General features: G+C 46.1%; 23 protein-coding genes. 1 reads left to right on the forward strand and 22 read right to left on the reverse strand.

Features of this window, described 5'->3' with window-relative positions; genetic code table 11:
• Positions 1-2 precede the first annotated feature (2 nt).
• The 6 genes from PWYN_RS26060 to PWYN_RS26085 form a co-directional block, all read right to left on the reverse strand.
• A complete protein-coding gene (locus PWYN_RS26060; protein ID WP_036658030.1) occupies positions 3-767 on the reverse strand; it encodes an RsmE family RNA methyltransferase in 765 nt (254 codons plus the stop codon).
• Positions 768-909: 142 nt separating this feature from the next.
• Positions 910-1590: a site-2 protease family protein gene (locus PWYN_RS26065; RefSeq protein ID WP_036658033.1), complete on the reverse strand. Its 681-nt coding sequence runs from the start codon at positions 1588-1590 to the stop codon at positions 910-912.
• 2 nt (positions 1591-1592) lie between these two features.
• On the reverse strand, positions 1593-2651 hold the full coding sequence (gene prmA / locus PWYN_RS26070; RefSeq protein ID WP_036658035.1) for a 50S ribosomal protein L11 methyltransferase: 1059 nt from the start codon (positions 2649-2651) through the stop codon (positions 1593-1595).
• 39 nt (positions 2652-2690) lie between these two features.
• Complete coding sequence (locus PWYN_RS26075) at positions 2691-3257, reverse strand: DNA-3-methyladenine glycosylase I (RefSeq protein WP_036658037.1); 567 nt, start codon at positions 3255-3257, stop codon at positions 2691-2693.
• A 333-nt stretch (positions 3258-3590) separates the two neighbouring features.
• The gene (locus PWYN_RS26080) at positions 3591-4673 is read right to left on the reverse strand and encodes an LCP family protein (protein ID WP_052088418.1); all 1083 of its coding nucleotides are present in this window, start codon (positions 4671-4673) and stop codon (positions 3591-3593) included.
• A gap of 293 nt (positions 4674-4966) precedes the next feature.
• Positions 4967-6751 carry an ABC transporter ATP-binding protein gene (locus PWYN_RS26085; protein WP_036658039.1) on the reverse strand — a complete coding sequence of 595 codons (1785 nt, stop codon included), beginning with the start codon at positions 6749-6751 and terminating at the stop codon, positions 4967-4969.
• A gap of 135 nt (positions 6752-6886) precedes the next feature.
• Between PWYN_RS26085 and PWYN_RS28375 the strand changes: the two genes are divergently transcribed.
• Positions 6887-7831 (forward strand): helix-turn-helix domain-containing protein, encoded by a 945-nt coding sequence (locus PWYN_RS28375; protein WP_157261260.1) that lies wholly within the window; start codon positions 6887-6889, stop codon positions 7829-7831.
• Between the two features lie 259 nt (positions 7832-8090).
• Here the strand turns inward: PWYN_RS28375 and PWYN_RS26095 are convergent, their stop codons facing one another.
• The 16 genes from PWYN_RS26095 to PWYN_RS26165 form a co-directional block, all read right to left on the reverse strand.
• Positions 8091-9542 (reverse strand): IS1182 family transposase, encoded by a 1452-nt coding sequence (locus tag PWYN_RS26095; RefSeq protein WP_052087777.1) that lies wholly within the window; start codon positions 9540-9542, stop codon positions 8091-8093.
• A 221-nt stretch (positions 9543-9763) separates the two neighbouring features.
• Positions 9764-10927, reverse strand: coding sequence for a sn-glycerol-1-phosphate dehydrogenase (locus PWYN_RS26100; RefSeq protein ID WP_036658041.1), 1164 nt, complete (start codon positions 10925-10927; stop codon positions 9764-9766).
• Positions 10928-11017: 90 nt separating this feature from the next.
• Positions 11018-12508, reverse strand: coding sequence for an L-arabinose isomerase (gene araA / locus PWYN_RS26105; protein WP_036658043.1), 1491 nt, complete (start codon positions 12506-12508; stop codon positions 11018-11020).
• Between the two features lie 26 nt (positions 12509-12534).
• Positions 12535-14208, reverse strand: coding sequence for a ribulokinase (locus PWYN_RS26110; protein WP_036658046.1), 1674 nt, complete (start codon positions 14206-14208; stop codon positions 12535-12537).
• A 27-nt stretch (positions 14209-14235) separates the two neighbouring features.
• Complete coding sequence (gene araD, locus PWYN_RS26115) at positions 14236-14925, reverse strand: L-ribulose-5-phosphate 4-epimerase (RefSeq protein WP_036658049.1); 690 nt, start codon at positions 14923-14925, stop codon at positions 14236-14238.
• Positions 14926-15375: 450 nt separating this feature from the next.
• Positions 15376-15519, reverse strand: a complete 144-nt coding sequence (locus tag PWYN_RS30760) for an S-layer homology domain-containing protein (protein ID WP_084147031.1) — start codon at positions 15517-15519, stop codon at positions 15376-15378.
• Positions 15482-15664 (reverse strand): hypothetical protein, encoded by a 183-nt coding sequence (locus PWYN_RS30210; protein ID WP_036658052.1) that lies wholly within the window; start codon positions 15662-15664, stop codon positions 15482-15484. Before PWYN_RS30210 ends, PWYN_RS30760 begins: the two co-directional genes overlap by 38 nt.
• A gap of 164 nt (positions 15665-15828) precedes the next feature.
• Complete coding sequence (locus PWYN_RS26125; protein ID WP_036658055.1) at positions 15829-16926, reverse strand: GntR family transcriptional regulator; 1098 nt, start codon at positions 16924-16926, stop codon at positions 15829-15831.
• Between the two features lie 147 nt (positions 16927-17073).
• A complete protein-coding gene (locus PWYN_RS26130; RefSeq protein ID WP_036658057.1) occupies positions 17074-17448 on the reverse strand; it encodes a hypothetical protein in 375 nt (124 codons plus the stop codon).
• Positions 17449-17610: 162 nt separating this feature from the next.
• Positions 17611-17802 carry a YfhD family protein gene (locus PWYN_RS26135; RefSeq protein WP_036658058.1) on the reverse strand — a complete coding sequence of 64 codons (192 nt, stop codon included), beginning with the start codon at positions 17800-17802 and terminating at the stop codon, positions 17611-17613.
• Positions 17803-17836: 34 nt separating this feature from the next.
• On the reverse strand, positions 17837-18208 hold the full coding sequence (locus PWYN_RS26140) for a hypothetical protein (RefSeq protein WP_036658061.1): 372 nt from the start codon (positions 18206-18208) through the stop codon (positions 17837-17839).
• 162 nt (positions 18209-18370) lie between these two features.
• A complete protein-coding gene (gene dnaJ / locus PWYN_RS26145; RefSeq protein WP_036658064.1) occupies positions 18371-19498 on the reverse strand; it encodes a molecular chaperone DnaJ in 1128 nt (375 codons plus the stop codon).
• Positions 19499-19606: 108 nt separating this feature from the next.
• Positions 19607-21454 carry a molecular chaperone DnaK gene (dnaK, locus tag PWYN_RS26150; protein WP_036658066.1) on the reverse strand — a complete coding sequence of 616 codons (1848 nt, stop codon included), beginning with the start codon at positions 21452-21454 and terminating at the stop codon, positions 19607-19609.
• A 135-nt stretch (positions 21455-21589) separates the two neighbouring features.
• Positions 21590-22174, reverse strand: a complete 585-nt coding sequence (gene grpE, locus PWYN_RS26155) for a nucleotide exchange factor GrpE (protein ID WP_036658069.1) — start codon at positions 22172-22174, stop codon at positions 21590-21592.
• A gap of 37 nt (positions 22175-22211) precedes the next feature.
• Positions 22212-23243, reverse strand: coding sequence for a heat-inducible transcriptional repressor HrcA (hrcA, locus tag PWYN_RS26160; protein ID WP_036658071.1), 1032 nt, complete (start codon positions 23241-23243; stop codon positions 22212-22214).
• Positions 23244-23374: 131 nt separating this feature from the next.
• Entirely contained in the window at positions 23375-25837 is a 2463-nt protein-coding gene (locus PWYN_RS26165; RefSeq protein WP_036658074.1) for a glycoside hydrolase family 31 protein, read from the reverse strand.
• Between the last annotated feature and the right edge of the window lie 11 nt (positions 25838-25848).

Consider the following 25848-nt stretch of genomic DNA (forward strand, 5'->3'; position numbering starts at 1 on the left):
TCTCAAGTTCCCCCCATTTCACCAGATTCATATAAAATACAAGCCGCGGCAACCATTCCCGCGGTCTCACAACGCAGAATGCGGCGTCCCAGGCCGACTGAAATGGCACCTTCTTTCTCCGCTTCATGACATTCGTCCACACTAAAACCACCTTCTGGACCCACCACTACAAGTACTGAATGGGATGCGTCTGCAGTGAGCGAGGACACCCAAGGGGCTACCGCACTTCTCAGCTGCAATCCTTCTTCCTTCTCATAGCAAAAATAAACTGCGCCGTATTCCCCGAAAGATTGCAGGAGTTTTTTCCACGAAAGAGACGGGTGTACTTCCGGAACTCTGTTCCGGTGAGCCTGCTCCGCAGCCTCCTTGGAGATCTTACGCCACCGTTCCAGTCGTTTGCTCTCTTTGCGTTCATCGTATTGAACAATGGTACGTTCAGATAAAAAGGGTACAAAGGCGACCACGCCGATTTCTGTACACTTTTGAATGACCGTCTCCATCTTATCGCCTTTGGGCAGACTTTGGGCCACTGTAATCTTCAGCGATGCCTCTTGGGTCATATTCAAGCTTTCCAGTACCGTTGCCGTAACTTCACCTATTTCAATGAGGGCAATCTCCACTAAAGCTTCACGCGAAACACCGTCACTGACAATAAGCTTGTCCCCTACTTTACCTCGCATTACTTTGGCTATATGACGGGCATCCTCGCCGTCAATTCTAACTGTATCACCGCTGAACTGCTCCGGTGTAACAAAATACCGCTGCATCCATATCAACACCTTGTTTATTATTATTCAGGCGAAAAGGCGACATCCCTGATATCAGGTACACTGCCGCCGTAACAACCCATTTGAAGAACCGAATTTTATAATACAACGATTAGGAGCACCTTGGAAGTCCATTTCACTCTTAAGTGAATAACTGATAGAAGAAATTCACGGAATCTATATACATAAAATAAGCCCAAGTATATAACGGAGTTATCGTATTATCCCGTAGGACTGGAATGAACAAGATCATCAAGAAAATGAAGATAGACCACTGCTCAAACTGCTGAAGCTTGCCTCTAATCGAACGGGGAGCTAAATCCTCGAAGATACGGTAACCGTCCAGTGGTGGCAGCGGGATCAGGTTAAAGAAAAACAGGAAATAATTCAGGGATATAAAGGTATAGAAAAAGATCTCCCCTGCTTCCTGAAGCCGGCTAACAGGTATAGGACTCAATACTCCGGTAGCAAGCAGCACGGCATAAATCAAGGCTCCCAAAGTAGCGAGCAAGAGATTACTAATCGGTCCCACCGCAGAAACAATAACACCCATCAGGCGTGGGCGACTGAAGTTTTCCCGATTCACAGGCACCGGTCTCGCCCAACCAAAGCCGGCAAGAAGCAGCAAAACAATACCCATGAAATCAAAATGCACCGCAGGATTAAGCGTCATACGTCCCAGCAGCCGCGCAGTCGGATCACCGAATTTATTAGCAAAATAAGCGTGGCTAAATTCATGAACGGTAAAAGCAATAAGAATGCTTAGCAGCAAGAACGGCAACTGATCAAGCGGAACTCTAATAAAACTCTGTAAGGTATCCATCTCTACCTCTTTCCGGCTGTAAACGCCACCCAATCTTCTTCTCGGGACACCTCAATGATATCGAAGCCCGATTTCGTTAAAGCCTCTTCAACAAGTCCCTCTTTATCCTTATAAATCCCGGATGTGATATATAACCCGCCGGGCTGTAGCGCACGGTAGACATCATCCGTAAACAGCACAATAATTTCCGCCAAAATATTAGCCACCACAATCTTCACGGGAAGAGTAACACCAAGGCTGTCTTGTGACACAGGCTCATTATGGGAATTGGAATCAGACAAGGTATGGCCGGGTCTGGCTGAAGGCCACATATCTCCTGCAGCTGAATCTGCCGCACCCTCCCCGCCTAACAGCGATAATAGATCGCTTTCTTTGACAGTTATTCGATCCTCGAGACGGTTCAGCAGTACATTTTCCCGAGCACTTTCTACAGCAACCGGATCAAGATCCAGTGCAAGTACCGATTTGGCACCAAGCAACATCGCTCCTACAGCCAAAATACCCGATCCTGTACCGACATCGATAACTTCCTCACCGCCGGTAATGTTCTTCTCCAACGCCCGGAGGCATAAAGCAGTCGTAGGATGTGTGCCTGTACCAAACGCCATGCCGGGGTCCAATTCAATAATAGCTTCACCCGGATGTGTCGGTGTGTATTCTTCCCAGGTTGGCTTAATGGTTAAGCGCTCGGATACACGCAGCGGTTTGAAGTACTGCTTCCAGGCATGAGCCCATTCGTCCTCATCAACCGTTTGCCAGGAAATTATGGCTTTGCCGGGATTAATGCCGAACCCGCGAAGCTCCTCGACACGGGGAGTAAATTCAGCTAAAACCTCTTCCATCGAAACGGATTCGGAATAATAACCTTTGATAACAGCCTCACCCTCTGGGATATCATTCAGAGGCTGATCGTATAATTCACCGTAGCGAGTGTCTCTTACTTTATTGAGCGTGCCGGATTCCTCGATGGAAACACCGCCCGCACCTGCTTCGTACATCAGATTAGATATCATTTCTTGCGCTTCCTCAGTTGTATGTATCGTTAGTTCATGCCATAACATTGTTTATGAAATCCTCCTTAAAATTGTGACCATTAGCTATTATAACATTTTGTTCCGGCAAAAGCAGTCCAGTGTATGGTCGTCTACCATCCCGGTAGCTTGCATATACGCATAACAAATGGTCGAGCCCACGAACTTCATGCCTTTCTTCTTGAGAGCATTGCTCATAGCATCGGACTGCGGGGTGGTCACCGGAACATCAGCTTTCGTGGCCCAGTGGTTAACGATTGGAGCACCGCCTACAAAGCTCCACATAAAATTGGCGAAGCTGCCCTCTTCCTTGACTATTTGCTGATAGATTTCCGCATTACGGATAATCGCTTTTATTTTCAATCGGTTTCTAATAATCCCTGGATCATTCATCAGTTCAGTAAACTTCTCTTCATCATAAAGTACAATCTTCGCCGGATCAAATCCATCAAAAACAACGCGATAGCGATCCCGTTTCTTCAGAATCGTATACCAGCTTAGCCCGGCCTGCATCCCTTCCAGCATCAGGAGTTCGAACAGTTTGTTATCCTCATAAAGGGGCTTGCCCCATTCCTCATCGTGGTAGGCTTGATATATAGGATCTTCATTTACCCAGACACAGCGTATGATATTCAATATTAGGCATCTCCTGTTCCTGTTGAGACAGATTTATCTTTCATGATTCTCGTAATTAGCCTAAGCTTTGGAATGCTTGATCAGCACCCAATACCCTACCTGTAATCGTACCAAATTTCTTTCCGCTCCGCTTCCCCCACTTCGAGGACGAAATTGCTAAGCAACAATTCTCTCCAAATAGTTTATCCGAAGGAAACTTAAACAGGAAACGCAAAAAGGCTGCTTTTCAGCAGCCTAATATGTGAAACTCTACCGGTCCCCATGATCCGGCCTTGCTTCATCATAACAATCCGTTCGGTATTTCCCTTCTTGACTGGGCTGATTAGCCTTTCATCAAAGAGTATTGTCACCATCCTCCGAAATCAGTTCACTTGCTGTCGTGTCCGGAGCAAGCCATAATTCGATCAATTCACGGGTATTTTGCACATCTTCTTCATCCAGAATATAGTACCATTGGTCTGTCCGCTTATCGGTTCCCTGCAGCATATGGCTTGTGATTTGCGGAGTGCCGCTTTCAAAGATGACCCTCTTAGCTAGAGCCAGCATAAAATCGGCTTTCATATTGGTTTTGAAATTGTCTCCGGCAAGCCCCATAATTTCTTTAATATTGGCAATATTACTTATATTTTTCATTCGATCTAAAGTTGCCTTAAGGAATATTCTCTGTCTCTCTGTACGTTTGAAATCTGAATCCTCCCGATATCTCACGTACATTAAGGCATCCTTTCCTAAATAGATCGGTTTGTTCGGTTCAACACGAAGCTTCTCATGGGCCGGATTCTTGTTTTCAATAAGTTTTGTAATCGGCAACTCCACTCCTCCGATTGCATCCACGACTTCTACCAATCCATTAAAATTGATAGATGCATAATAATTTATCGGTGCATCCAGCAAATTCCCAACCGTATCCACACTCATTTGCGCTCCTCCGTACGAATGCGCTGCATTAATTTTTGTATTTCTTCTTGCTCCCTTGACGTTCTCTGCCCCAACAATTTTAGTATAGGAATCTCGCGGAATCGAAACTAACAGGACTTTATTATCTTTGGGCCGGATTACAGTATAAATAATCGAATCGGACAGCCCATTCTCATTTTTCCGCTGATCTGTACCAAGTAGCAATAAAGAGAATGGCGGACTTTTGTCCAGCTTTGTTGAAGCCTCAGTAACCCCATCGTTGTTATCATTGAGCGGAACATACGAATTTTTAAGGGACCTTTCAACTGTCGGAGCAACAACGTGGTCAAAACCGAACATCATTATTTCCTTACGAAACACAAACGATGAAATACCTGAAATGATAATGAAGGCGAGGATAAAGAGCCATATTTTTTTTTTAGTTTCACTTTGTTTTTTTGACCTTTTCTTACCTGTTCTTTGTAATGATGATGAATGAGCTACATTGTTATTTTTCATATTCTGAACGAACCTTTCCCTTTAAAATAACAAAACACATAGAATAATGCGGATTGTAAAATTTATAACATAAGGTTAATCCTACCATACTCTTACTTCATTTCACAGTTTCATTCCCTCTTCCAGGTTTGCAGTACACTACCTGTAATTGAATATACGAGGTTATTATTCCCAATGCTGTTAGACCGGACCTCAAGCGTCACATTGTCATGCCGCGAAGCGGAAATCGCCTTTTGGATTGTGGAAAAGCGGCAGAATGAAAAAAATATGGAGCCCGCCAAATATGTGCATCTCTATAAATTCTTCAGCTTATAGAATTCCCCGTTCATCGCCAGAAGCTCGTCGTACGTCCCTACCTCTACGATCCGCCCCTTCTTCATAACGACAATACGGTCAGCATTGCGCACGGTAGACAGGCGATGGGCAACGATAAAGGTGGTGCGTCCGGTCATCAACTGCTCAATCGCTCCCTGAACATGCCGCTCAGACACATTATCCAGCGCAGACGTTGCCTCATCCAGAATAATAATCCGAGGATTACGAACCAGAGCACGGGCTATGGCGATCCGTTGGCGCTGTCCGCCGGATAGGCGACCCCCGTGCTCCCCAATCGAAGTGTCCAGCCCTTCAGGCAAACCATCGATAACATCCTGCAGATTTGCCATATATACAGCCTGCTGGATCTGCTCATCTGAAATGTTGGGCAGACCGTAGGAAATATTTTCGCGAATTGTACCTGAGAATAAAATATTATTTTGCAAAACAATAGCCAATGATTGCCGATATCTTTTCATGCTCAGTTCTTCCATGGGTACTCCGTCTATGCGAATGACACCCTTCTGAGGTTTATAAAAGCCTATAATTAGACTAAGAATCGTAGATTTACCTGAACCTGATTCTCCAACAAAGGCAATTCGTTCTCCGGCTTTCACCTCAAGGCAGAAATGATCCAAGACATGCTTATCCGACTCCTTATAACGGAACGAGACATTATCGAAAGTGAACGCTCCCTTGAAAGCTTCAGGCTTCGCACGTCCCTTATACTCCTCCGTATCCGAGGACAGCAGAACTTCCGTCACTGAATGCAGGGATTCCATTCCTTTAACCAAGTTGGGATAGACATTAAGAATAGAACTGACAGAGCCGATGATCATATTAAAAAAGCCCTGATACATTACAATATCACCGATCTCCATGTAATCCAGATGTACCAGATAAGCGGTAAAAAACAAACAACCTACCTGAAAAAGCTGAAATACAACCCAGCTGGAGGAGCCAAAGTAGGCTTCCAGCACATCGAGTCGATGCCCCCGTTCCCGAATATCTTGTAGCGCCGCATCCACCTTCCGTATCTCAACATCCTCTAATCCGTGCGCCCGGGTTACTGGGATCATTTCCACGGTTTCTGATACTTTACCGGACATAGCCTCAATATTTTTGCGAACCTCGCGGTTACGGCTGGACATTTTGTTACGGAATACTCTGACTAAGTAGATGGAAGCAGGCGCCATCAGAACGAAGAATAGGGCAACAATCCAGCTATGGTAAAGGGTGAGTCCTATGATCACAATCAGGTTAATCGCCGCTGGGATGATTGTCATCATCATTTGCCGGGATAGGAAATCAATAGCCTCCACATCACGCAGAACCTTGGACTGCAGCCGTCCAGCGTTCATATCGCCATGATAGCTCAGGGAAAGCTGCTGCAGTTTTCGGACAAGTGTACTCCGCAACCCTGCTTCCACATGCCTAACTGCCTGACTGATATAACTGATATGAAGCGTATGGGTCGGTATATTTTGCAAGATGAATAGGATAATAACGATCAGATTCAACCAAAACTCACTCATTGTATGGCGCTCGGGATAGCTGACAATGTTGATGATGTTAGCCGTAACAAGCGGCAGCAACCATACGGGTGAAGCCTTGAGCATGTAATAAAAGGCTGAAAGCCCTACCTTTCGACCATGATCCTTAAACAAACGCGTTAACAGTGCGAAAGGATTGACTTTGGCACTTTGATTATTCTCTTCCTGGAACCATTTCATATAGTCCAGTGTTATTTCTGGTTTTGCCATGTTATCCACCCGCTTTTTAGACTATAATTCAAATCATTAGTCAGTATAGAACGGTAAGTGAGATTGGGCTATAACATATTCGGTCTTATTTCCGCTGATCATTAACATAATCGGACTGAAAGGAGAGTTCAGACTGTGACTACTCTCAAGGCAAACCATATTACATTTCCGCACATTCGACCCGACATTTGCCTATATGCGCCCCATTTTCGGTCTGTGCCTTCGGAGTGGACTTGCGGGAAGCATCTTCACCATATGATGTTCGAATTTTTACTTGTGCTTGAAGGAAGGCTTACCGCTTTTCATGGGAACGTTGAGCAGGAGCTGAAAGCTGGAGACCTTGTACTCATATCACCCATGCATCTTCACGGATACGAGGTTATACAAACGGAGGGTGCCTCATTCTTTGACGGTCATATTATTATTGAGGATGAAGTTTTATTGCATCTGTTTGAGACCGAGAATCTGGCTTTTTATTCTAAATCTCATCCATTAAATGAGGCCCTGCAGCCTTGGATAAAAGAGTTGATGGAGGTTTTGCAGGACAGCCCCCTGCGCCCGACCAAAGTGATGCTGGATGTTCTTCACATTATTGAAGCGATCCATTCCTATTTCAAGGAAAAAGCAACCAAAAAAGGCCCTGCGCAGCAGCGAGAACCTGCTTATCTAATTGCCAAGGAAATCGAGAAACTTATGCGAAAGCCTACTCTAACCACTCTAATAGAAGAAACCCCTGCTTCCTTCTCAGAAGCGGAAGAAGGTTCTGGTCTAGGGAGCAATTGGCTGGAGGAAATATCACGGCAACTCAATATCAGCTCAAGACACTGTCACCGTTTATTCCGACAGGCTTACGGGATGTCACCACGCCAATATCTTATGATCCTGAAACAGCAGGAAGCCATGCAGCTGTTGGCAAGCAGCAATGAAACGATTGAAAATATCGCCTATAGACTGGGTTACGTCAACGTCCAAAGCTTCAGCCGCCAGTTCGCCGCCTGGGTGGGGTGCACACCCGGCGGCTTTCGCAAAAACACCCCGGAAACCATCAATTACTTAATGTCATTGCCTCAGAGTAAATAGGTTCATGTTCGTAGCATGCTCATCTCCGGGTAGCGTCAAGAAATTTGTTCAATATGTATAGTTGCACAAAGTACACTTATATTTCTCCCTCAGCACACTTTAGGGTGTTTAATTGCACTTTATACACTTATTTTTGGATATTCCGGGATTTAACCGTCATATTCGTGTTTTTAGTTGTACAAAGTACATCTATCCATACATCCGAGCTCCAAAAGCTAGAAATAAGTGTATAATATCAGACTGTTGAGAAAGCAAACTTTCAAGCTGCAAATATCATGCGGAAACCCAAATGACGGTTAAAGTAGTGAAGGTTACTCTTTTTCATACACAAATGAAAAGCATAGGCCTCCATCTTTGCTAAGTGACGGGCCATTTTCTTCAGATTCTGTGCAATGGCCGTCATCAATGCCTGTTCCTGCATCTTGGCTTTGCCCCGCATTCGGCATCGACGGTACCCGTGGAGATTTTTGGCATCAGCAAAGCTACGCTCAATGGTTTGAGCGCGGTATTTGTAGATTTTCTCGCCTTCGGGACTTTTCCGGTTTTGGTGTACTTTCTCTTTGAAGTCTTCCCATACATGCCGCTGAATCGTACGCTGGTGCTTGGAGTTTTCAGTACATTGAGTGACTTTCGGGCAAGCCGCGCAGTGCCCCTTGGATGATATATACTCGTTGTAGCCTTGTCGGTTCGTCGTTCGGTACGTGAGTGGTTGTCCTAATGGACATACGTATACATCCTTTTTCGCATCATAGGTAAAGTCTTCTTTCGTGAGAAAGCCGGGTTTGCTGGGTGGTTTCCGCTCGGCAATTACAGTCATCCATGGCGTCGTTTGTTTGCAAATATGGGGCACCATGTATCCGGAATCCAAGGCTATGGCTTCGAGGGTGTCTCGAAAACCAAAGGTCTCCAGTTGCCGGGTTAAGCGCTCCATATACACGGTTGAATCATTGACATTGCCTGGCGTCACATACACATCGGTAATCATATTGTATTTGTGGTCAACCGTCCGGTGGTCTAAGTAAAAGAATCCTTCCGGTTTGTTCTTACGATTCATGTAGCCGCTCTCTGGATCAGTCAGGCTCACTTTCAGTTTTTTGGGCTCCTCCTCCCGTTTCCCGCGTGGAGGAGCTAATGGCTTTTTCCCGTGAGCACGGCGGCTTTCATGGACTGCGGTCTCCAACTCTTGCAGATAGGCGTGCGGGGACTCACTCGTCATTTGCTGCGTATAACGATTTTTATTGGCATTCGCCTCGATGTGCGTCGAATCTGTAATTAAGAGCCGCCCCGCAATCATGCGGTGGGAAATGGCAAGCCGCACCACTTCGTCGAAGATTTCCTGGAAGACATCGGTTCCCTGAAATCGTCCATTCCGGTTATAACTAATCGTGGAATGGTCCGGAACTGGTTCACTAAGGCCCAGGCCTAAAAACCACCGGTAGGCAAGGTTAACGTTAATGTCCTGCTCAAGGATGCGTTCGGAACGAATGTTAAACAGGTAGCCAATCAGCATCATTTTGAATAAACGGATGGGTGGAATCGAAGGTCTTCCTTGGGTTGCACTATAATAAGGGCGTACCTTTTCGGTAATGAACGAAAAATCCACATGTTTTTCGACCAAACGAAGGAGGTGATCGGAGGGAACCAACTGGTCTAAACAAACCATCTCCATTTGATATTTTCCGCTATCCCCTTGATCTTTTTCGTTTAACATAAGACACCGCGCTTTCTAGCAAAGTTATCTATATTATACCAAATTAACGCGGTGTCGTGTTGAAATTCGGACTTTCTCAACAGTCTGATAATATACATCTATTTCACTGAGTACCTCCGAGAGTATGCGTGCCGTGTAAATATTACCAAAAACCGCACCATCCTACGATAACAATCCGTAGAGATGGTGCGGTTTTTCTTTCAGTCGTTATTCCTCAATCATCACACAGTTAGCTTCCTTTCATTCCGAGCTCTCAGCAAAGTATGCCGGTTCATCCGAATGAAATGCGCTTCCGCCAGACTCCTGCCGAGTAATTCCTCATCTACGCCCAGCTCCTCAATGGTTGAGGGTCCATGAACGGTTCTTAGCAGCTCCCGAATCCGTTCAGGCTGCGGAAGGTTGCTGATTTCCTTACGAACCTCTTCCCCTAGAGCGCCTTCCAGCTCCATACTTTTCACCAATTCATGATACAACGCTGAGATCTCGGCGCATGCCACGCCTACTTTAGCTCCATGAAGCAACTGTCTTCTCCCTGTGCGAATGTACTCCATCTCCCAATAATGGGACAAATGATGCTCTGCACCGGATGCGGAATGCGATTGCCCGAACAAAAGTATCGCCAGACCAGACTCGATCAAGGCCTCAGTCAATACGGATATCCCTTGCTCCGTGCGATTCCCGATTTCTTCTGCGTGGCTGACACAGGCCAACAGTGCTTGTTCGGTGATTTTAGCAACAACCGGGGAATAAGGCTCCTCCGCCGTCAACCGTCCGTACTTCCAATCGAACAAGGATGTATATTTGCCCAACATATCTCCGAATCCTGCAGCAATCATCGCTGTAGGAGCTTCCCGTAAAATATCCGTATCCGCAAAAATAGCTACTGGACCTGCCGCTGGTATCGTAATCTTGTTACCCCGGATGATTAGCGGCGATCCATTGGAGGTAAAACCGTCCACTGATGGAGCCGTGGGTACGGAGACAAACGGGATACTGGCGCTGTAAGCCGCATACCTGGCAATATCATGAAGCGTACCGGAGCCTACGACGATAACGGCATCCGATTTATTTTGCTGTATGGACAAAAGCACCTGAACCACCGATGATTCATCCGCAATAACGTCACCTTGAGCATTAGGAAGGACGATTGTTATAGGGAGAGAACTCCCCAAATTAGCATATTCCTGCTCCAAGCTTTTACCGGCTACCTTAAAGGTATGCTCATCCGCAACTAATAGCGGAACCTGCCATCCTTTTTCCTTCACGTATGGGATAACCCGATGAACTGCACCCGGATCCACGACAATCACTTGCGGAAGGGCTGAAGCTGCCCCTCCTTCCAATTCTCCTGCTGCTGCTTGTATTCTCTCCAATATTTGGGTCATATAAATAATTCCTCCCCTTATAAAGGAAGAAACGGTTGTACCGCACTCTAATCAAGGGCGGTACCCGTTTCTTCTTCAATGTCTATTCAATTAAGCAAGTTTCCAAGCAATATCGTTCAGACGCAGCTCGTTGCGGAAAGCGCGAGTGTTCGTATCTTTATCAATAACTACACACTCCATGCCCACCATTTCAGCAAAGTCCAGCAACTGTTCGGTAGTCACTACATACGAGAACCCCGTATGATGCGCGCCGCCGGCAAGAATCCAGGCTTCCACGCCTTCTTTTAGGCTTGGCTGTACTTTCCAGAGCACACGAGCAACTGGCAGGTTTGGCATAGCTTCCTTCGGTTCCACACCTTCTACTTCATTTACAAGCAGTCGGAAACGGTTGCCCATATCAATAATGGATGCGTTAAGCGCAGCACCTGAACGTCCGTTGAAGACCATACGGGCCGGATCTTCTTTGCCCCCGATACCCAGTGGATGCACTTCGAGCTTCGGTTTGTCTACAGCAATGGTCGGGCAGATTTCAAGCATATGTGAGCCAAGAACCAGCTCATTCGCAGGATCTAAATGATACGTGTAATCTTCCATAAAGGACGTGCCTTTGTTGCTGGCAATAATCTTCATCAAGCGAACGAGTGCAGCCGTTTTCCAGTCCCCTTCACCTGCGAAGCCATAACCTTGTTCCATAAGGCGTTGAACCGCAAGACCCGGAAGCTGCTTCAGTCCGTGCAAATCTTCAAAGGTAGTAATGAAAGCTGTATAGCCGCCTTCTTCGAGGAAACCTTTCAAGCCAATCTCAATGCGAGCCTGGTAACGAATGGATTCACGGACAGGACCTTCATTCTCTCCACCTTGAGCAAAATCATAAGCTTCAGCATATTCTGCCATCAAATCATCCACTTGAGCTTCGGTAACTGCATCCACACGTGCCACCAAATCACCGACACCGTATCCATCAACCGTCCAGCCGAGCTTAATTTGCGCCTCAACCTTGTCACCTTCAGTTACAGCAACGGAACGCATGTTGTCTCCGAATCGAGCTACCTTCAGCGTTTGACTTTCATTAAAGGCAACCGAAGTATTCATCCAGCCGCTGATGCGTGATCTAACTTCAACATCTTCCCAATAGCCAACTACTACCTTGCGTGCGATCCCCATACGGGCACCGATGAAGCCATATTCACGGTCGCCGTGGGCGGATTGGTTCGTGTTCATGAAATCCATATCAATGGAATCCCAAGGAATATCACGATTGTACTGGGTAGCCAAGTGCAGAAGGGGCTTACGCAGCTGCGAGAGTCCGGAAATCCACATTTTTGCTGGAGAGAAAGTATGCATCCAAGTAATGATACCTGCGCAAGCTTCGTCACTATTAGCGGCAATCGCCATTTTACGGATTTCATCTGCTGTAGTAAGAACCGGCTTGAACACAATCTCAAAAGGAACCGTTTCATCTGCATTCAGACCTGCCGTAATTTGTTGTGAATGCTCGTTTACTTCTTGGATAGTTTCCGGTCCGTACAAATGCTGACTGCCTGTTACGAACCAAAATTGATAAGGTTTAATAGTTAACATATAATTTCCTCCTAATATGAGTGATATTATTGTGTCGCTTCTTCTTTAATCGCTTTAAGATGCTTCATGACATTGTTCTCGCCACGGCCGAAATAATCATGCAATCTGGAGTATTCCTGGAACAGTTTTTCGTAGACAGCTACATTTTCAGGAATTGGCAGGTAGGACTCTTCACGAACACGAGCCATTTTCTCAGCAGCATCTACTATTGAATCGTATCCGCCTTTATCTGAACCTGCTGCCACTGCGCCGAACATAGCTGCACCCAGTGCAGGTGTTTGCTTGGACGCGGCTACCTTGATTTCACGATTCGTAACATCTGCATAAATTTGCATGAGCAGACGGTTCTTTTGCGGAAGACCGCCGCAGGCATACAGTACATCTACAGCTACACCGTTCGAGTGGAATGCATCTACGATTTTGCGAGTACCGAAGGCAGTAGCTTCCAGCAGTGTACGGTAGATTTCTTCCGGCTTAGTCAAAAGTGTACAGCCCAGCAAAAGGCCTGTAAGATTCGTATCTACTAATACAGAGCGGTTACCGTTCCACCAGTCGAGTGCAAGAAGTCCGGTTTGGCCCGGGTTGTACGCAGCCGCCCGTTTCTCCAACCATTCATGCACATTCACGCCTTCTTCAGCAGCTGCCTTCGTTACATAAGACGGAACAGCTTCTTCTACATACCATTCAAAAATGTCTCCAACCGCCGATTGACCTGCTTCATATCCAAAGTATCCCGGAATAATGCCGTCTTCTACCACACCGCACATGCCTTCTACTTCACGCTCAGTTTCACCAAGCAGCATGTGGCAAATGGATGTACCCATAGCCATAACGAGTTTACCCGGTGTAACCACGCCTACCGCAGGTACAGCCGCATGCGCATCCACGTTACCGACAGCTACGGCGGTTCCGGCTACTAAGCCGATCATTTCAGCCATTTCCGGCGTCAACTCTCCAGCTTTCGTTCCAAGTGGAGCAATTTCACCGCGCAGTTTGGTTTCGGTTAGATTTTCAAGACGAGGATCCAGCGCTTTGAAAAACGCCTTGTCAGGGTAACCTTCCGCCTTGTGCCAAATCGCTTTATAACCTGCTGTGCAGCTGTTGCGAACAATGTTGCCTGTCATTTGCGAAATAACCCAATCGGTTGCCTCAAGGAATTGATCCGCAGCCTCATAAATCTCAGGAGCTTCGTTCAGGGTCTGCCATACCTTTGCCATCATCCACTCGGAGGAGATTTTGCCTCCATAACGAGGCAGCCATTTCTCACCACGCTCCGCAGCGATCCGGTTAATCTCATTAGCTTCATCCTGCGCAGCATGGTGCTTCCACAGCTTGGTCCAGCTATGTGGATTTTCCTGATATTCCGGAAGCAAGCACAGCGGCTCGCCTTTCTCATTCACCGGCAGCATGGTACAGGCTGTAAAATCAATACCCAACCCGACAACATCAGCAGGATCGATACCGGATTCACGGATAACCTCAGGAACGGAACGTTTCAATACCTCTATATAATCTGCCGGGTGTTGCAGCGCCCAGTCATATTCCAGCTTCTGTCCGGTACCTGGCAAAAACTCATCAATAACGTGATGCGGGTAAGGGGTCACATGGTCGGCAACTTCTGTACCGTCCGCCAAATCAACCAGTACAGCGCGCCCGGATTGGGTTCCATAATCGACACCGATTGCATATTTTTTGCTCATGTGTGAATTCTCCTTTTATATATAAAATTAGCTTTGTCCGTAGTAGGCATTAACTCCGTGCTTGCGGAGGAAGTGACGGTCCAAAAGGTGCTGGCTCATCGGTTGTAACTCAGGATTCAATTGGTAGCTTTGGGTAGCCATCTTTGCCACTTCTTCAAGAACAACGGCATTATGAACTGCAGTATGAGCATCTTTACCCCAGTTGAACGGAGCATGACAGTGTACAAGCACACCCGGAATTCGATCCGGATCTAGATTCGCAAAAGTCTCAACGATGACATTCCCCGTCTCCAGCTCATAAGCACCTTTAATCTCGGCTTCTGTCATTGCCCGTGTGCAAGGCACCTCACCATAGTAATAATCGGCATGAGTGGTACCCAGAGCAGGAATCCCTCTACCCGCTTGCGCCCAGCCTGTCGCCCAAGGTGAATGGGTATGCACAATTCCGCCGATATTAGGGAAAGCCTTGTATAACACCAGGTGTGTAGCTGTATCAGAGGATGGTCTGTAGCTGCCTTCAACGACATTCCCGTCCAAATCGAGTACCACCATATCATCACGGGTCAGTTTATCGTACTCCACGCCGCTCGGTTTAATCACAACAAGTCCCTTTTCGCGGTCAATACCGCTCACATTACCCCATGTAAACGTTACCAAGTTGTATCGGGGTAGGTCTAGATTTGCTTCCAACACCTCTTGCTTTAACTGCTCTAACATTCGTAATCCTCCCTATGCGTTAGGTATGAATCCTGTCTTACTTTGCTCCCTCATTATACACTTGTACGTACATTTAATCTATAGTTTTTTAGAAAATGTTAAATAGGTACATACAAACTAACTCTTCTTTTTTTAAAAAAGGGCTATCCCTTAAGCCATGAATAGCTGCTTGGGACACCCCTTGTTTTGGCGTTGGATAGACAGTTGCGCTTGTGAGGACGCTCCACGAACGGACCGTTGCTCCAATCGCTGTTGTGTCCAGATTTTATTTATTCCCCTTATCGGTGAAAATCCGGACACAAAGGCGAACGCTATCGCTTTTCCACAATCGTTCCGTTCTCTCCGCTGTTTAAGTGGGATAAGTTTCTACAATTCTTCCAAAATCACAAAAAGAAATCGCCCTTTAGTAAAATGGAAGTGTCGAGCAACCATTTCAAAATTAAGGAGCGATTATGGCTGGTACCACGCTTCCCCCTCTTTCTTTGCTGCTACTTCAAGATCGAGTGCATCAACAGCCATTTTGATAAACTCTGCTCTACTAACTTTTGCGTTTGGTTTAAAGGTTCCATCCGATCCGGTTAGCCGGCAACATATCCTTTTTGAATAACTGCTTTAATACCGGCTCGGCCCAATGATTTTGAATATCTTTTAGGGGTGTTGTATCTGAAGCAGCAAAACCAACTTGAACCATTGAAAAGGCCAAAGCAGTTATTAAAATCGTCACCATTTTCTTTTTCATAATTGATTTCTCTCCTATATACGTTTATTTAGACTGCTTTTTTTTGGCACCTCCAATGTCTTCTTCGCTCAAGCTGCCAATGAGCAAAAACGCAGAGCAGGAATTCTCCAGTAACAAAGAGAATTCCTACTCTGCTGTTCATAATTTGTATGGCTAACATTCTTTTATACGGTTACAAAAGCCTTCGTGGATCCGCGAATGATAAGCTCCGGCTTATAGATAATGTCCTTAGGCGCTTCCGCCGTCCGCTTCTCCATCATATCGATAAGCATGTTGGCCGCCTGCACCCCCATCTCCATCTTGGGATGACTCAGCGTGGTCATTTTGACCTCAGTCGCCGTCGCCAGCGATGAGTCATCGAAGCCAATGATAGATAAATCATCCGGTACACTAAGTCCGGTCTGACGGACCGCTTCAAGCAGAAGCACCGCCAATTCGTCATTATAGCAGACAAAAGCTGTAGGTCGCTGCTGTTGCTGAAGCATGGTTAGAGCGGCCTTATAGGGTACGGTATGCTTTTGCTCTGTTGTGTAGTGTGTAATCGTATCTTTGCCTAAGGGCAGGCGATGTTTATGAAAGGCCCTTGTAAAACCCTTCAGCCGATTGGCACCCTGTAAATCATCTGTTTTGAAGAATCCGGCAATATCCCGATGACCCAGCTCTATAAGATGCTCTGCTGCCATAAAGCCGCCGGCTTCGTCATCCAGCTTCAAGCAAGGACAATGAAGTTCAGGGTAACGTTCATTGATCATGATGAAAGGGATTCTATGAATTTCGAGGGACAGGTACAAGTTAAGATTCGGGTTGCCCTGAGCACTCTTGGTAGGTTCAATAATAAGGCCTTTGAACGGTTGGCTAAGCATAAGCTCCAGGTTCTCCCGTTCCTTATCCTTGTCATTGTCTGTGCTCGACAGCATCATGCTATACCCGCTGCTGCGCAGCTTAGCCTCAGCTCCCCGGACGATATGGGGGAAGATATAATCCGAGATATGTGTAGTCATCATACCGATCATGCTGCTCTGCTGCAAAGGACGTGTATCCTGCCGGGCAACAAAAGTCCCTTTACCCTGCAGCCGATACAATCTGCCCTCTTTCTCCAATTGCCCCAGCGCTTGGCGCACCGTTTGTCTGCTCATGCCGAACTGAGCGGCAATCTCATGCTCTGAAGGCGTCTGGTCATCCGGCTTCAGCACCCCTGATTCAATCCAGGACAGCAGCTCGAGCTTTAACTGCATATATTTAGGTTTTGGTTTGTCAGTCATGTAAATACACCTCAGGTTACTGTAATAGAAGTAATACAAGTTATTATAACACAAGCCACTTGTATGTACATGTTAATCTTATAGGAATAATAAAAGAGCCCACTCCCATTCAATCCTAGGTGAGCAGACTCTTTAAATGATTCTCCCTTATTTTTTGGGACCGTAATCGCCCATTTTAATCCCCCAGACCGAATCCTTCTGATAGGCTGCAGCTTCCTGTAGATCAGGCAGTCTTTCATCCTGCGGATAATGGCGTTCCAAATACATCACAAACGTGCGCCGAAGCCCAACTTCATATTCCAGCTTGTTATACTCGTTCGGATGTTTCTCCATCTCCGCCAGGTTGGCCTCCCACTTCGGCAATTCTTCAATCGTAGATTGCCCATTTCTAGCATGGTCCGCTAGGACTCGAAGCTCACGATATGCCCGTTTTACTTTAGAGGAATATAATTGCTTCTGATTCAAAAAAGTAAGTGCTATAACGACGACCGCGAGACCGATCCATAATATCATTGTGTCCATGTCACCCCCAGCATACATATCCCTCTAATTATACATGCTTATATGCAAAAATGCCCGAAAAATGGGCGACGCTAAAAAGGCCCCTTACCCCTTTATATGTGTAATAAAAGGGGTAAGGGGCTTTCCTCAGATAAAGAACACTCTTCTTGAGATTTTTTTAAGTCAATCTACCTCTTTTTGTTCTTCTTGCAGAATCTCGTGCAGTTGCCGTTTGTCCGCTTGCTGTGACCGTACCTGTGCCTCAAGGTCATCCATATCCGCCTCTGCTGCTGAGAACTCTACATCCTCCGCTTTGGCTTCATACAACATTTTCATTTTCTCAGTCTTCGAGGGTATTTTCGAATGTTTATCCACTCCGCATTCCCCTTTCTATTATTACAGGTACTGGTTAGATCATTCCTCCGGCATCCTCAACGATCCTTAAAGCTTGATCAAAGGATTCCGAGTCTACTACAACAGTTAATAAAATATCGCGGCCTGTAGGCCCGCCATCCCCGCCATGGCTCATCCCACTGGCGCTTACATCTGCAGACGCCAAAATACCGGCCGAACGGCTGTCAATGGACGAATTAAGTGTCATGGTTGCAAGACTTTGAATATCGCCTGTAAGCGGGTTTTGACCCGAGTACCGCTCGTCTCCCGGATATTTGCCGAAGCGGTCTATGGACATATCAATGACTCTCAGCGACTGAAGCTTGCGTGAGACCGCCTCAGCCTCCTCTGGACTTTTAAAATATGCGAGTATGTTTTTTTCAGACATGTTTATCCCCGCTCTCTTTTGAGGTCAGTACCGCTTAGGAGCGTACCTGCATTTAGTGTGGCTAGAACATTTTACATTTATACAAGAGATTACAGCAAAAAAGCAGGCTAAGAATAAATCTTAGCCTGCTTCATATGATGAACTTAATAGATTAACGCTTAATCAGTCTCCGCGAAAGGCACGCTTCATACGGTCAAAGAAGGATTGCTCCTGCTCATGCGTATGTGCGCCGTCATGAGATGAGAATTGACGCAGAAGGTCTTTTTGCTCATCGCTTAGCTTGCTTGGAGTGACTACGATTACTCTGACATGCTGATCGCCTTGACCGGTTCCCCGCAAACGCGGAACCCCTTTTCCTTTGAGTCGGAAGAAGGTACCTGTCTGGGTTCCAGCAGGAATCTTAAGTTTTACTTTTTCCGACAGGGTCGGAATTTCGATCTCATCACCTAAGGCTGCCTGTGTGAAGGTGAGTGGAATCTCGCATAAAATATCATCGTTTTCACGTACGAAAAAGTCATGTGGTTTAACACGAATAATAATATACAGGTCTCCGGCAGGACCACCGCGATGGCCGCCTTCTCCTTCACCCGTCATACGAAGCTGTGCACCGTCATCCACTCCGCCAGGAATGCGAACATGGATCTTACGCTGTTTCTTCACCTTGCCGGCACCGCTGCAAGTGTTACATTTTTCCTTAATAATCTTACCTGTACCACTACAATGAGAGCACGGACGCCGATTACGCATTTGTCCAAGCGGTGTATTCTGTACAAACTCCTGCTGGCCGCTACCTTTACATACGTTACATGTATCCGGCTTCGTTCCAGGTTTAGCCCCGGAGCCAAAGCAGGTGTCGCATGTCTCGGTACGCGGAATGGTAATATCGGATTCCTTGCCAAATACCGCTTCCTTGAATTCAATGGTCATGGTATATTGCAAATCGCTGCCGCGCTGCGGAGCATTAGGATCTCTACGACCGCCGCCACCGCCGAAAAACATATCAAAGATATCGCCTAGGCCACCACCGAAGTCTCCGCCGCCGCCGAAGCCGCCGCCCATCCCTTGATTAGGGTCCATATGTCCATATTGGTCATATCTTGCACGCTGCTGTCCGTCGCTAAGGACGTCATAAGCTTCTTTTACTTCCTTGAACTTCGTCTCAGCGTCACTAGCTTTATTCACGTCCGGATGATATTGGCGTGCCAACTTACGGTACGCTTTCTTTACCTCATCCTCCGAAGCGTCTTTGCCTAAGCCGAGCACATCATAATAATCACGTTTATCTGCCACTGCTTTCACCTCCGTACATTAAATGTCTCTATTACAATCAAAAGGAAAGCCAAAACACGGGATGCTCCGGTTTTGACCTTCCCCTTTTAGCACAGGTATCGTTTAAGGTTACCCTTGATTCTTATCTTCGTCAACAACCTCATAGTCTGCGTCTACTACGTTGTCCTTCTTGAAGTTGTTGTCCTGAGCTTCTTGACCGTCTGCGGCTCCCTCTTGGGCTCCTGCAGCCTGCTCGTATAGCTTCGCGGACAATTGTTGCACAATCTCTGTCAACGCCTCTGTAGCGGCATTAATTTCTTCAAGATTGTCGGATTCGAGGGCCGATTTCACTTTTTCCTTAGCTTCGTTTGCTTTTTCCACTTCGGAAGCTTCTACTTTATCGCCCAGGTCTTTAATGAGCTTCTCTGTAGAATATACCAGTTGGTCAGCACCGTTTTTCGCTTCAACCATTTCCTTACGCTTACGGTCTTCCTCAGCATGAAGCTCGGCATCTTTCATCATTTGCTCTACTTCAGCATCGCTCAAGCCGCTGGAAGAAGTAATGGTGATTTTTTGGCTCTTGTTCGTGCCTTTATCTGTTGCAGATACATTCACGATACCGTTGGCATCAATATCGAAGGTAACCTCGATTTGCGGAACTCCGCGTTGTGCCGGTGGAATATCATTCAGCATAAAGCGTCCCAGGGTCTTGTTGCCGTTCGCCATTTGGCGCTCACCTTGAAGAACGTGGATTTCTACGCTTGGTTGGTTATCAGCAAAAGTAGAGAACACTTGGGATTTGCTAGTAGGGATCGTTGTGTTGCGCTCGATCATCTTCGTGAACACGCCGCCTGCAGTTTCAATACCCAGGGAGAGCGGAGTTACGTCAAGCAATACAACATCTTTAACATCACCAGTCAATACGCCCGCTTGAACAGCTGCACCCAGGGCTACAACTTCATCCGGGTTAACACCTTTATGAGGGTCCTTACCAGTCAGCTTCTTAATAGCATCCTGTACTGCAGGAATACGTGTAGAACCACCTACAAGCACAATTCTGTGAAGATCAGCCGGAGTCATACCCGCATCATTTAATGCTTGACGTGTTGGGCCCAAAGTACGCTCAACCAAACTTTCAGTCAGCTCATCAAATTTCGCACGAGTCAAGTTGATTTCCAAATGCTGTGGCACTCCGTCAGCAACGGTAATGAACGGCAAGGAAACTGTAGTTGTCATAACACCGGAGAGTTCTTTTTTAGCTTTCTCAGCTGCATCTTTCAAACGTTGTACAGCGGCTTTATCTTTGCTAAGGTCAATGCCTTGTTCTTTTTTGAATTCAGATACTAGGTAGTCCATAACCAATTGGTCAAAATCATCTCCACCAAGACGGTTATCACCACTTGTTGCTTTTACTTCGAAGAAGCCATCGCCAAGTTCCAGAATGGATACGTCGAACGTACCGCCACCAAGGTCATATACGAGGATAGTGTGGTCTTCGGATTTCTCCAAACCGTATGCCAATGCTGCTGCTGTAGGCTCGTTTACAATACGAAGGACTTCCAAACCAGCAATTTTACCTGCATCTTTAGTAGCTTGACGCTGACTGTCATTGAAGTAAGCAGGAACGGTAATAACGGCTTGAGTCACTGTCTGACCCAGATAAGCTTCTGCATCAGCTTTCAGCTTTTGCAGGATCATAGCTGAAATTTCTTGAGCGGAATAGTCTTTACCGTCAATCGTTTCCTTGTGGCCTGTACCCATGTGACGTTTGATAGAGCTGATTGTGCGATCCGGATTAGTGATCGCTTGGCGTTTTGCCGTTTCACCGACAACACGCTCGCCGTCTTTCTTGAAACCTACAACCGATGGGGTTGTACGCGCGCCTTCTGGGTTAGGGATAACAACGGCTTCGCCGCCTTCCATAACTGCTACGCAAGAGTTGGTGGTTCCTAAGTCGATACCAATTACTTTACTCAATGTATTTTGCCTCCTTGAATTTTTACTGGGAGCTGCGCTCCTCTGAAAATAATTATGTGCTGTAACCTTATAATCACGATTAGATCATACTGCCGCTTGGTTGGCGGACAGAAACTGCCAGCCTATATAGACAGACTACATGCTGACTTTGACCATGGCAGGACGAAGTACCTTATCCTTCAGGAGATAGCCCTTTTGGACTTCCTCTGTCACGATACCTTCTTCGTGCTCCTCGCTCTCCACCTGCATAATGGCCTGATGATATTCAGGGTTAAAGGGCTGTGCTACTGTTTCCATTGCTGTAAGTCCCTCGTTCTTCAGAATCCCTTCCAACTGGCGGAAAATCATATTCACACCTTTTGTAAAAGCTTCAAATTCAGGAGTAGCCGGAGCCGTTGCCAATGCACGTTCGAAATTATCCATAACCGGGAGCAATTCCGTTACGAGCTTAGAAGTAGCATATTGCGCTAATTCTTCTTTCTCCTTCAAAGTACGACGGCGGAAGTTATCGAAATCAGCCTGTACACGTAATGCACGTCCCTGGAATTCGTCAGCAAGACCTTGCAGGCGCTTGAGTTCATCTCCGTCACTAACCTCACTGACTTCCTCTGCCGTGAAGGCATCGGTCTCAGAGACCGTCTCAGCTGTATCGGCTGCAGGGTTCTCATTTGTATCATTATCTTGAATTTCGTTGGAATCTTGAACTTGTTCCTCTTTCAAGTTGTCTTCACCTCCTTAAAGTAATCACGACTTAAGTTCACTTATACCAGTGTGCCAGCATCGCTGTCAAATCTCTAGACAGAATGCCCAAAATACCCATAACCCTTGCATATTCCATTCGAGTCGGCCCTAAGATCCCTATGCTCCCCAGGGCCTGCCCGTCAAGTGAATAAGTCGCTGTTATCAGACTGCAGTTGGCGATCGCTTCATGGCTGTTCTCCGTCCCTATACGGACTTGAATTCCTGTTCCGCCGGCTGCCGGGGACAGCATTTTAAGCAAAGTGGGTGTTTCCTCAAGAAGATCTAGAATATGTTTAACCTTATCAACATCCTTGAACTCAGGCTGATTCAGCATATTCGTTGCCCCGCTAAGGTAAATCCGCTGCTCCTGATCACTCTCAAGTGCCGTGTCCAACACCTGCATTAATTCTTCATAGTGGGAGATATGCCGCTGCATCTCTTCGCCAAGTTCCGAATAAAGTCTACTCTTCAGCTTATAGAGAGGTACATTAACCAGCTTGCTGTTAAGCATGTTGACCACTTTCTCCATATCTGAAACCGAAATCTCCGGCGGAATATTCACCGTACGATTCTCAACCTGTCCCGTGCTGGTAACAATAATGGCCACTGCCGTTGTTTCATTAAGAGGCAGTAATTGAAAATGGCGCAAAGAAGTATGAAAAACCTCCGGTCCCAGCAGGATGGAAGTGTAATTCGTCATATTAGAAAGGATCATCGCCGCATGTTGATTAACCTGCTCCATTGCATTCAGCTTCTCTGCGAAAAAAGCACGGATGGTGCCCACTTCTGCAGATTCGGCGGAATTCCAAGGGACCAGGTGATCCACGTAATAACGATATCCCTTATGAGAGGGTATTCGGCCTGCAGAGGTATGCGGCTGTTCGAGATACCCCAGATCCTCCAGGTCAGCCATTTCATTGCGGATCGTAGCAGGACTGTATCCTACATCTCCGCGTTTAGAGATACTGCGTGAGCCCACGGGCTCAGCCGAAGAAATATAATCATCAACTATGGCATTAAGTATCATTCTTTGGCGTTCAGTCAACATGTTATTTTCCTCCTATCGGCTGTAGCTCACATTCGTTAGCACTCGACAGAGATGAGTGCTAATCACTAATACAAAAATACCAAACTGACATTGCCATTGTCAAGTCAGTTCGGTATCTTGTGTATCGTTATTTAAGAGAAATTCTGGTTAGTTAGGCCGTGAACGAATAATTCCATCTCAACAAAGGGATTAGGTACATGCAACTTCAATTCCTGAGTTTCTTCTTCGTAGCTCCAAGTGCCACCCATTTCCTCCAACGTTTCGTTTCCTTTAGATGTAATAACGTCGATGGCTTTCGGTACAAAACACATCCACTTTACATTTAAATCAATCATGTTCCGCTCCGTGGCTAATCCTTTTAATTGATATTTGAGCTTCAGCCTTAATGAATTCTCATCAGTCGTGACTGTAGTGGTTATGAGATTGTAAACACCCTTCTCATAAGCGTACGTATGGGCATCATCCTCATACCAATGATTATAGGACTCACTACTGCACACACCTGGATAGATACTAAGAGTTACAGTAGCCTGTTCATTTAATATAGGCTTCCATTGATCATCTATTAGTTCAGGAAGTGCTGTCCCTGCCTTGACATACAGCGGCATTACATGAATTGGGGCATGTGCTAGAATATGACGGGGGCCTTCATGACGTTCACCCGTCCAATAATCTACCCATTCGCCTTCAGGTAAATAAACCACACGATACTCCGTATTAGGACGAAGGACGGGAGCAACAAGCAGGTTACTGCCTACCATAAACTGATCGCATAAATTATGAACGCTACGATCATTTGGGTATTCAAGAATTAAGGGACGCATAACCGGTAAACCCGTCTTATGTGCTTCATAGAATACCGTGTACAGGTAAGGCATGAGACGATAGCGTAAACGAATATACTTTTTGCAGATTTCTTCGATGTGCGAACCAAATGACCAAGGCTCTTGATATACGGAATCTAGAACACTATGATTCCGGCAGTATGGGAAGAATACACCCGCCTGCGTCCAACGCGCCAGTAACTCTGGAGTAGCATGATGGGAAAAACCGCCGATATCCGATCCGGAGAAGGGCTGACCGGATAACCCCAAGTTCAGAACCATTGGAATAGCCATGGAGAGATGTTCCCAGAAACTGCGATTATCTCCAGTCCAAGTTGCTGCATACTTCTGAACACCAGCATAACCTGCTCGTGTAAGCACGAAAGGACGTTCACCTTTCAATTGTTTCTTCAAACCTTGCTGCGTAGCCATCGACATCAGCATCCCGTAAAGATTGTGAAGCTCACGGTGTGTTCTCGGATTGCCATCGTTTCCATGTACTACGTCAAGATCCATGGTTTTGGTAGCATTAAATACCGCAGGCTCATTCATATCGTTCCAGATTCCATAAATGCCGAGATCCGTATAATACCTATGCTGTTCTTCCCACCACAAGCGTACCTCTTCTACTGTGAAGTCAGGAAACGCGCTTGCTCCAGGCCATACATTGCCAATGAACAAGTCGCCTTCCATCTTGCGGCAGAAGTAATCCTTTTTTATGCCTTCCTGATAGGGGGGATACTCGGGATCCTTTTTGATACCCGGATCAACAATGGGAACAATACGTATCCCCATTTCATTTAATTCACGGATCATCTTGGCGGGATTCGGAAATCGTATCGGATCAAAGGTAAATACCCGATACTCATCCATATAATGAATGTCAAGATAAATGACATCACAAGGGATTTGTTTATCACGGAAATTTCTAGCGAGTGCAATAACCTCTTTTTGGTCCATATAACTGTACCGAGATTGGTGATATCCGATGGCCCAAGCCGGCGGAAGTTCCATACGACCAGTCAGACCGCTGTATCGTTTCACCACATCTTTCAAGTCGGGGCCATAAACGAAGTAATAATCGATGGTGCCTGAGTCTATTTGAAAAGTGTAGTGATTATCGTTAGAACGCATGTCAAACGAGGTCCTTCCCGGATTATCGAGGAATATTCCATAGACGGGCTTATTGTAACGAAAATGAATTAAGAATGGAATGGATACATACAAACATTCGATTTCGGGTACATGCGGATCAAATACATCCGAATTCCACATATCATATTTCTCACCTTTTTTATCCAAAAAGTTTGTTTTCTCACCTAACCCATAAATATGGGAATCCAGATCCATTTGTTTTCGACAACCATACTTGCCTCTACCGCTTTGAAATACCTCTTCCTCTCTCGAAATCAGATCTCCATCCGCGCTATAGAAATCCAGCAGTCCAGTTTCTTTATGTACAACAACGGTTATTGCCGGAAGTATTAATTTGTATACATCCGAGCTCTCTTCCAATCGCACATCAACTTCAATGAATTCGTCTGCTTGGACTGCAATTGTGGTACGTAAATCAATACGATGATCCAGCAACATTCTCACACGAACTATATGATCATTAACAGGTTGCAGCATAATTGAAGCATTTTCACCTTTGAATAGGAATACCCCTAATTCATATTTAACCGATTCAATGGAACCCATGACCCATTTGTTGGAAGTGACAACGGAATGGGTACTGTGGTCCGGATGAATCGTTTCGCTAGTTTTCATAAATAACTCTC

This window comes from Paenibacillus wynnii, assembly GCF_000757885.1.
GTDB classification, from domain to species: Bacteria; Bacillota; Bacilli; order Paenibacillales; family Paenibacillaceae; genus Paenibacillus_AQ; species Paenibacillus_AQ wynnii.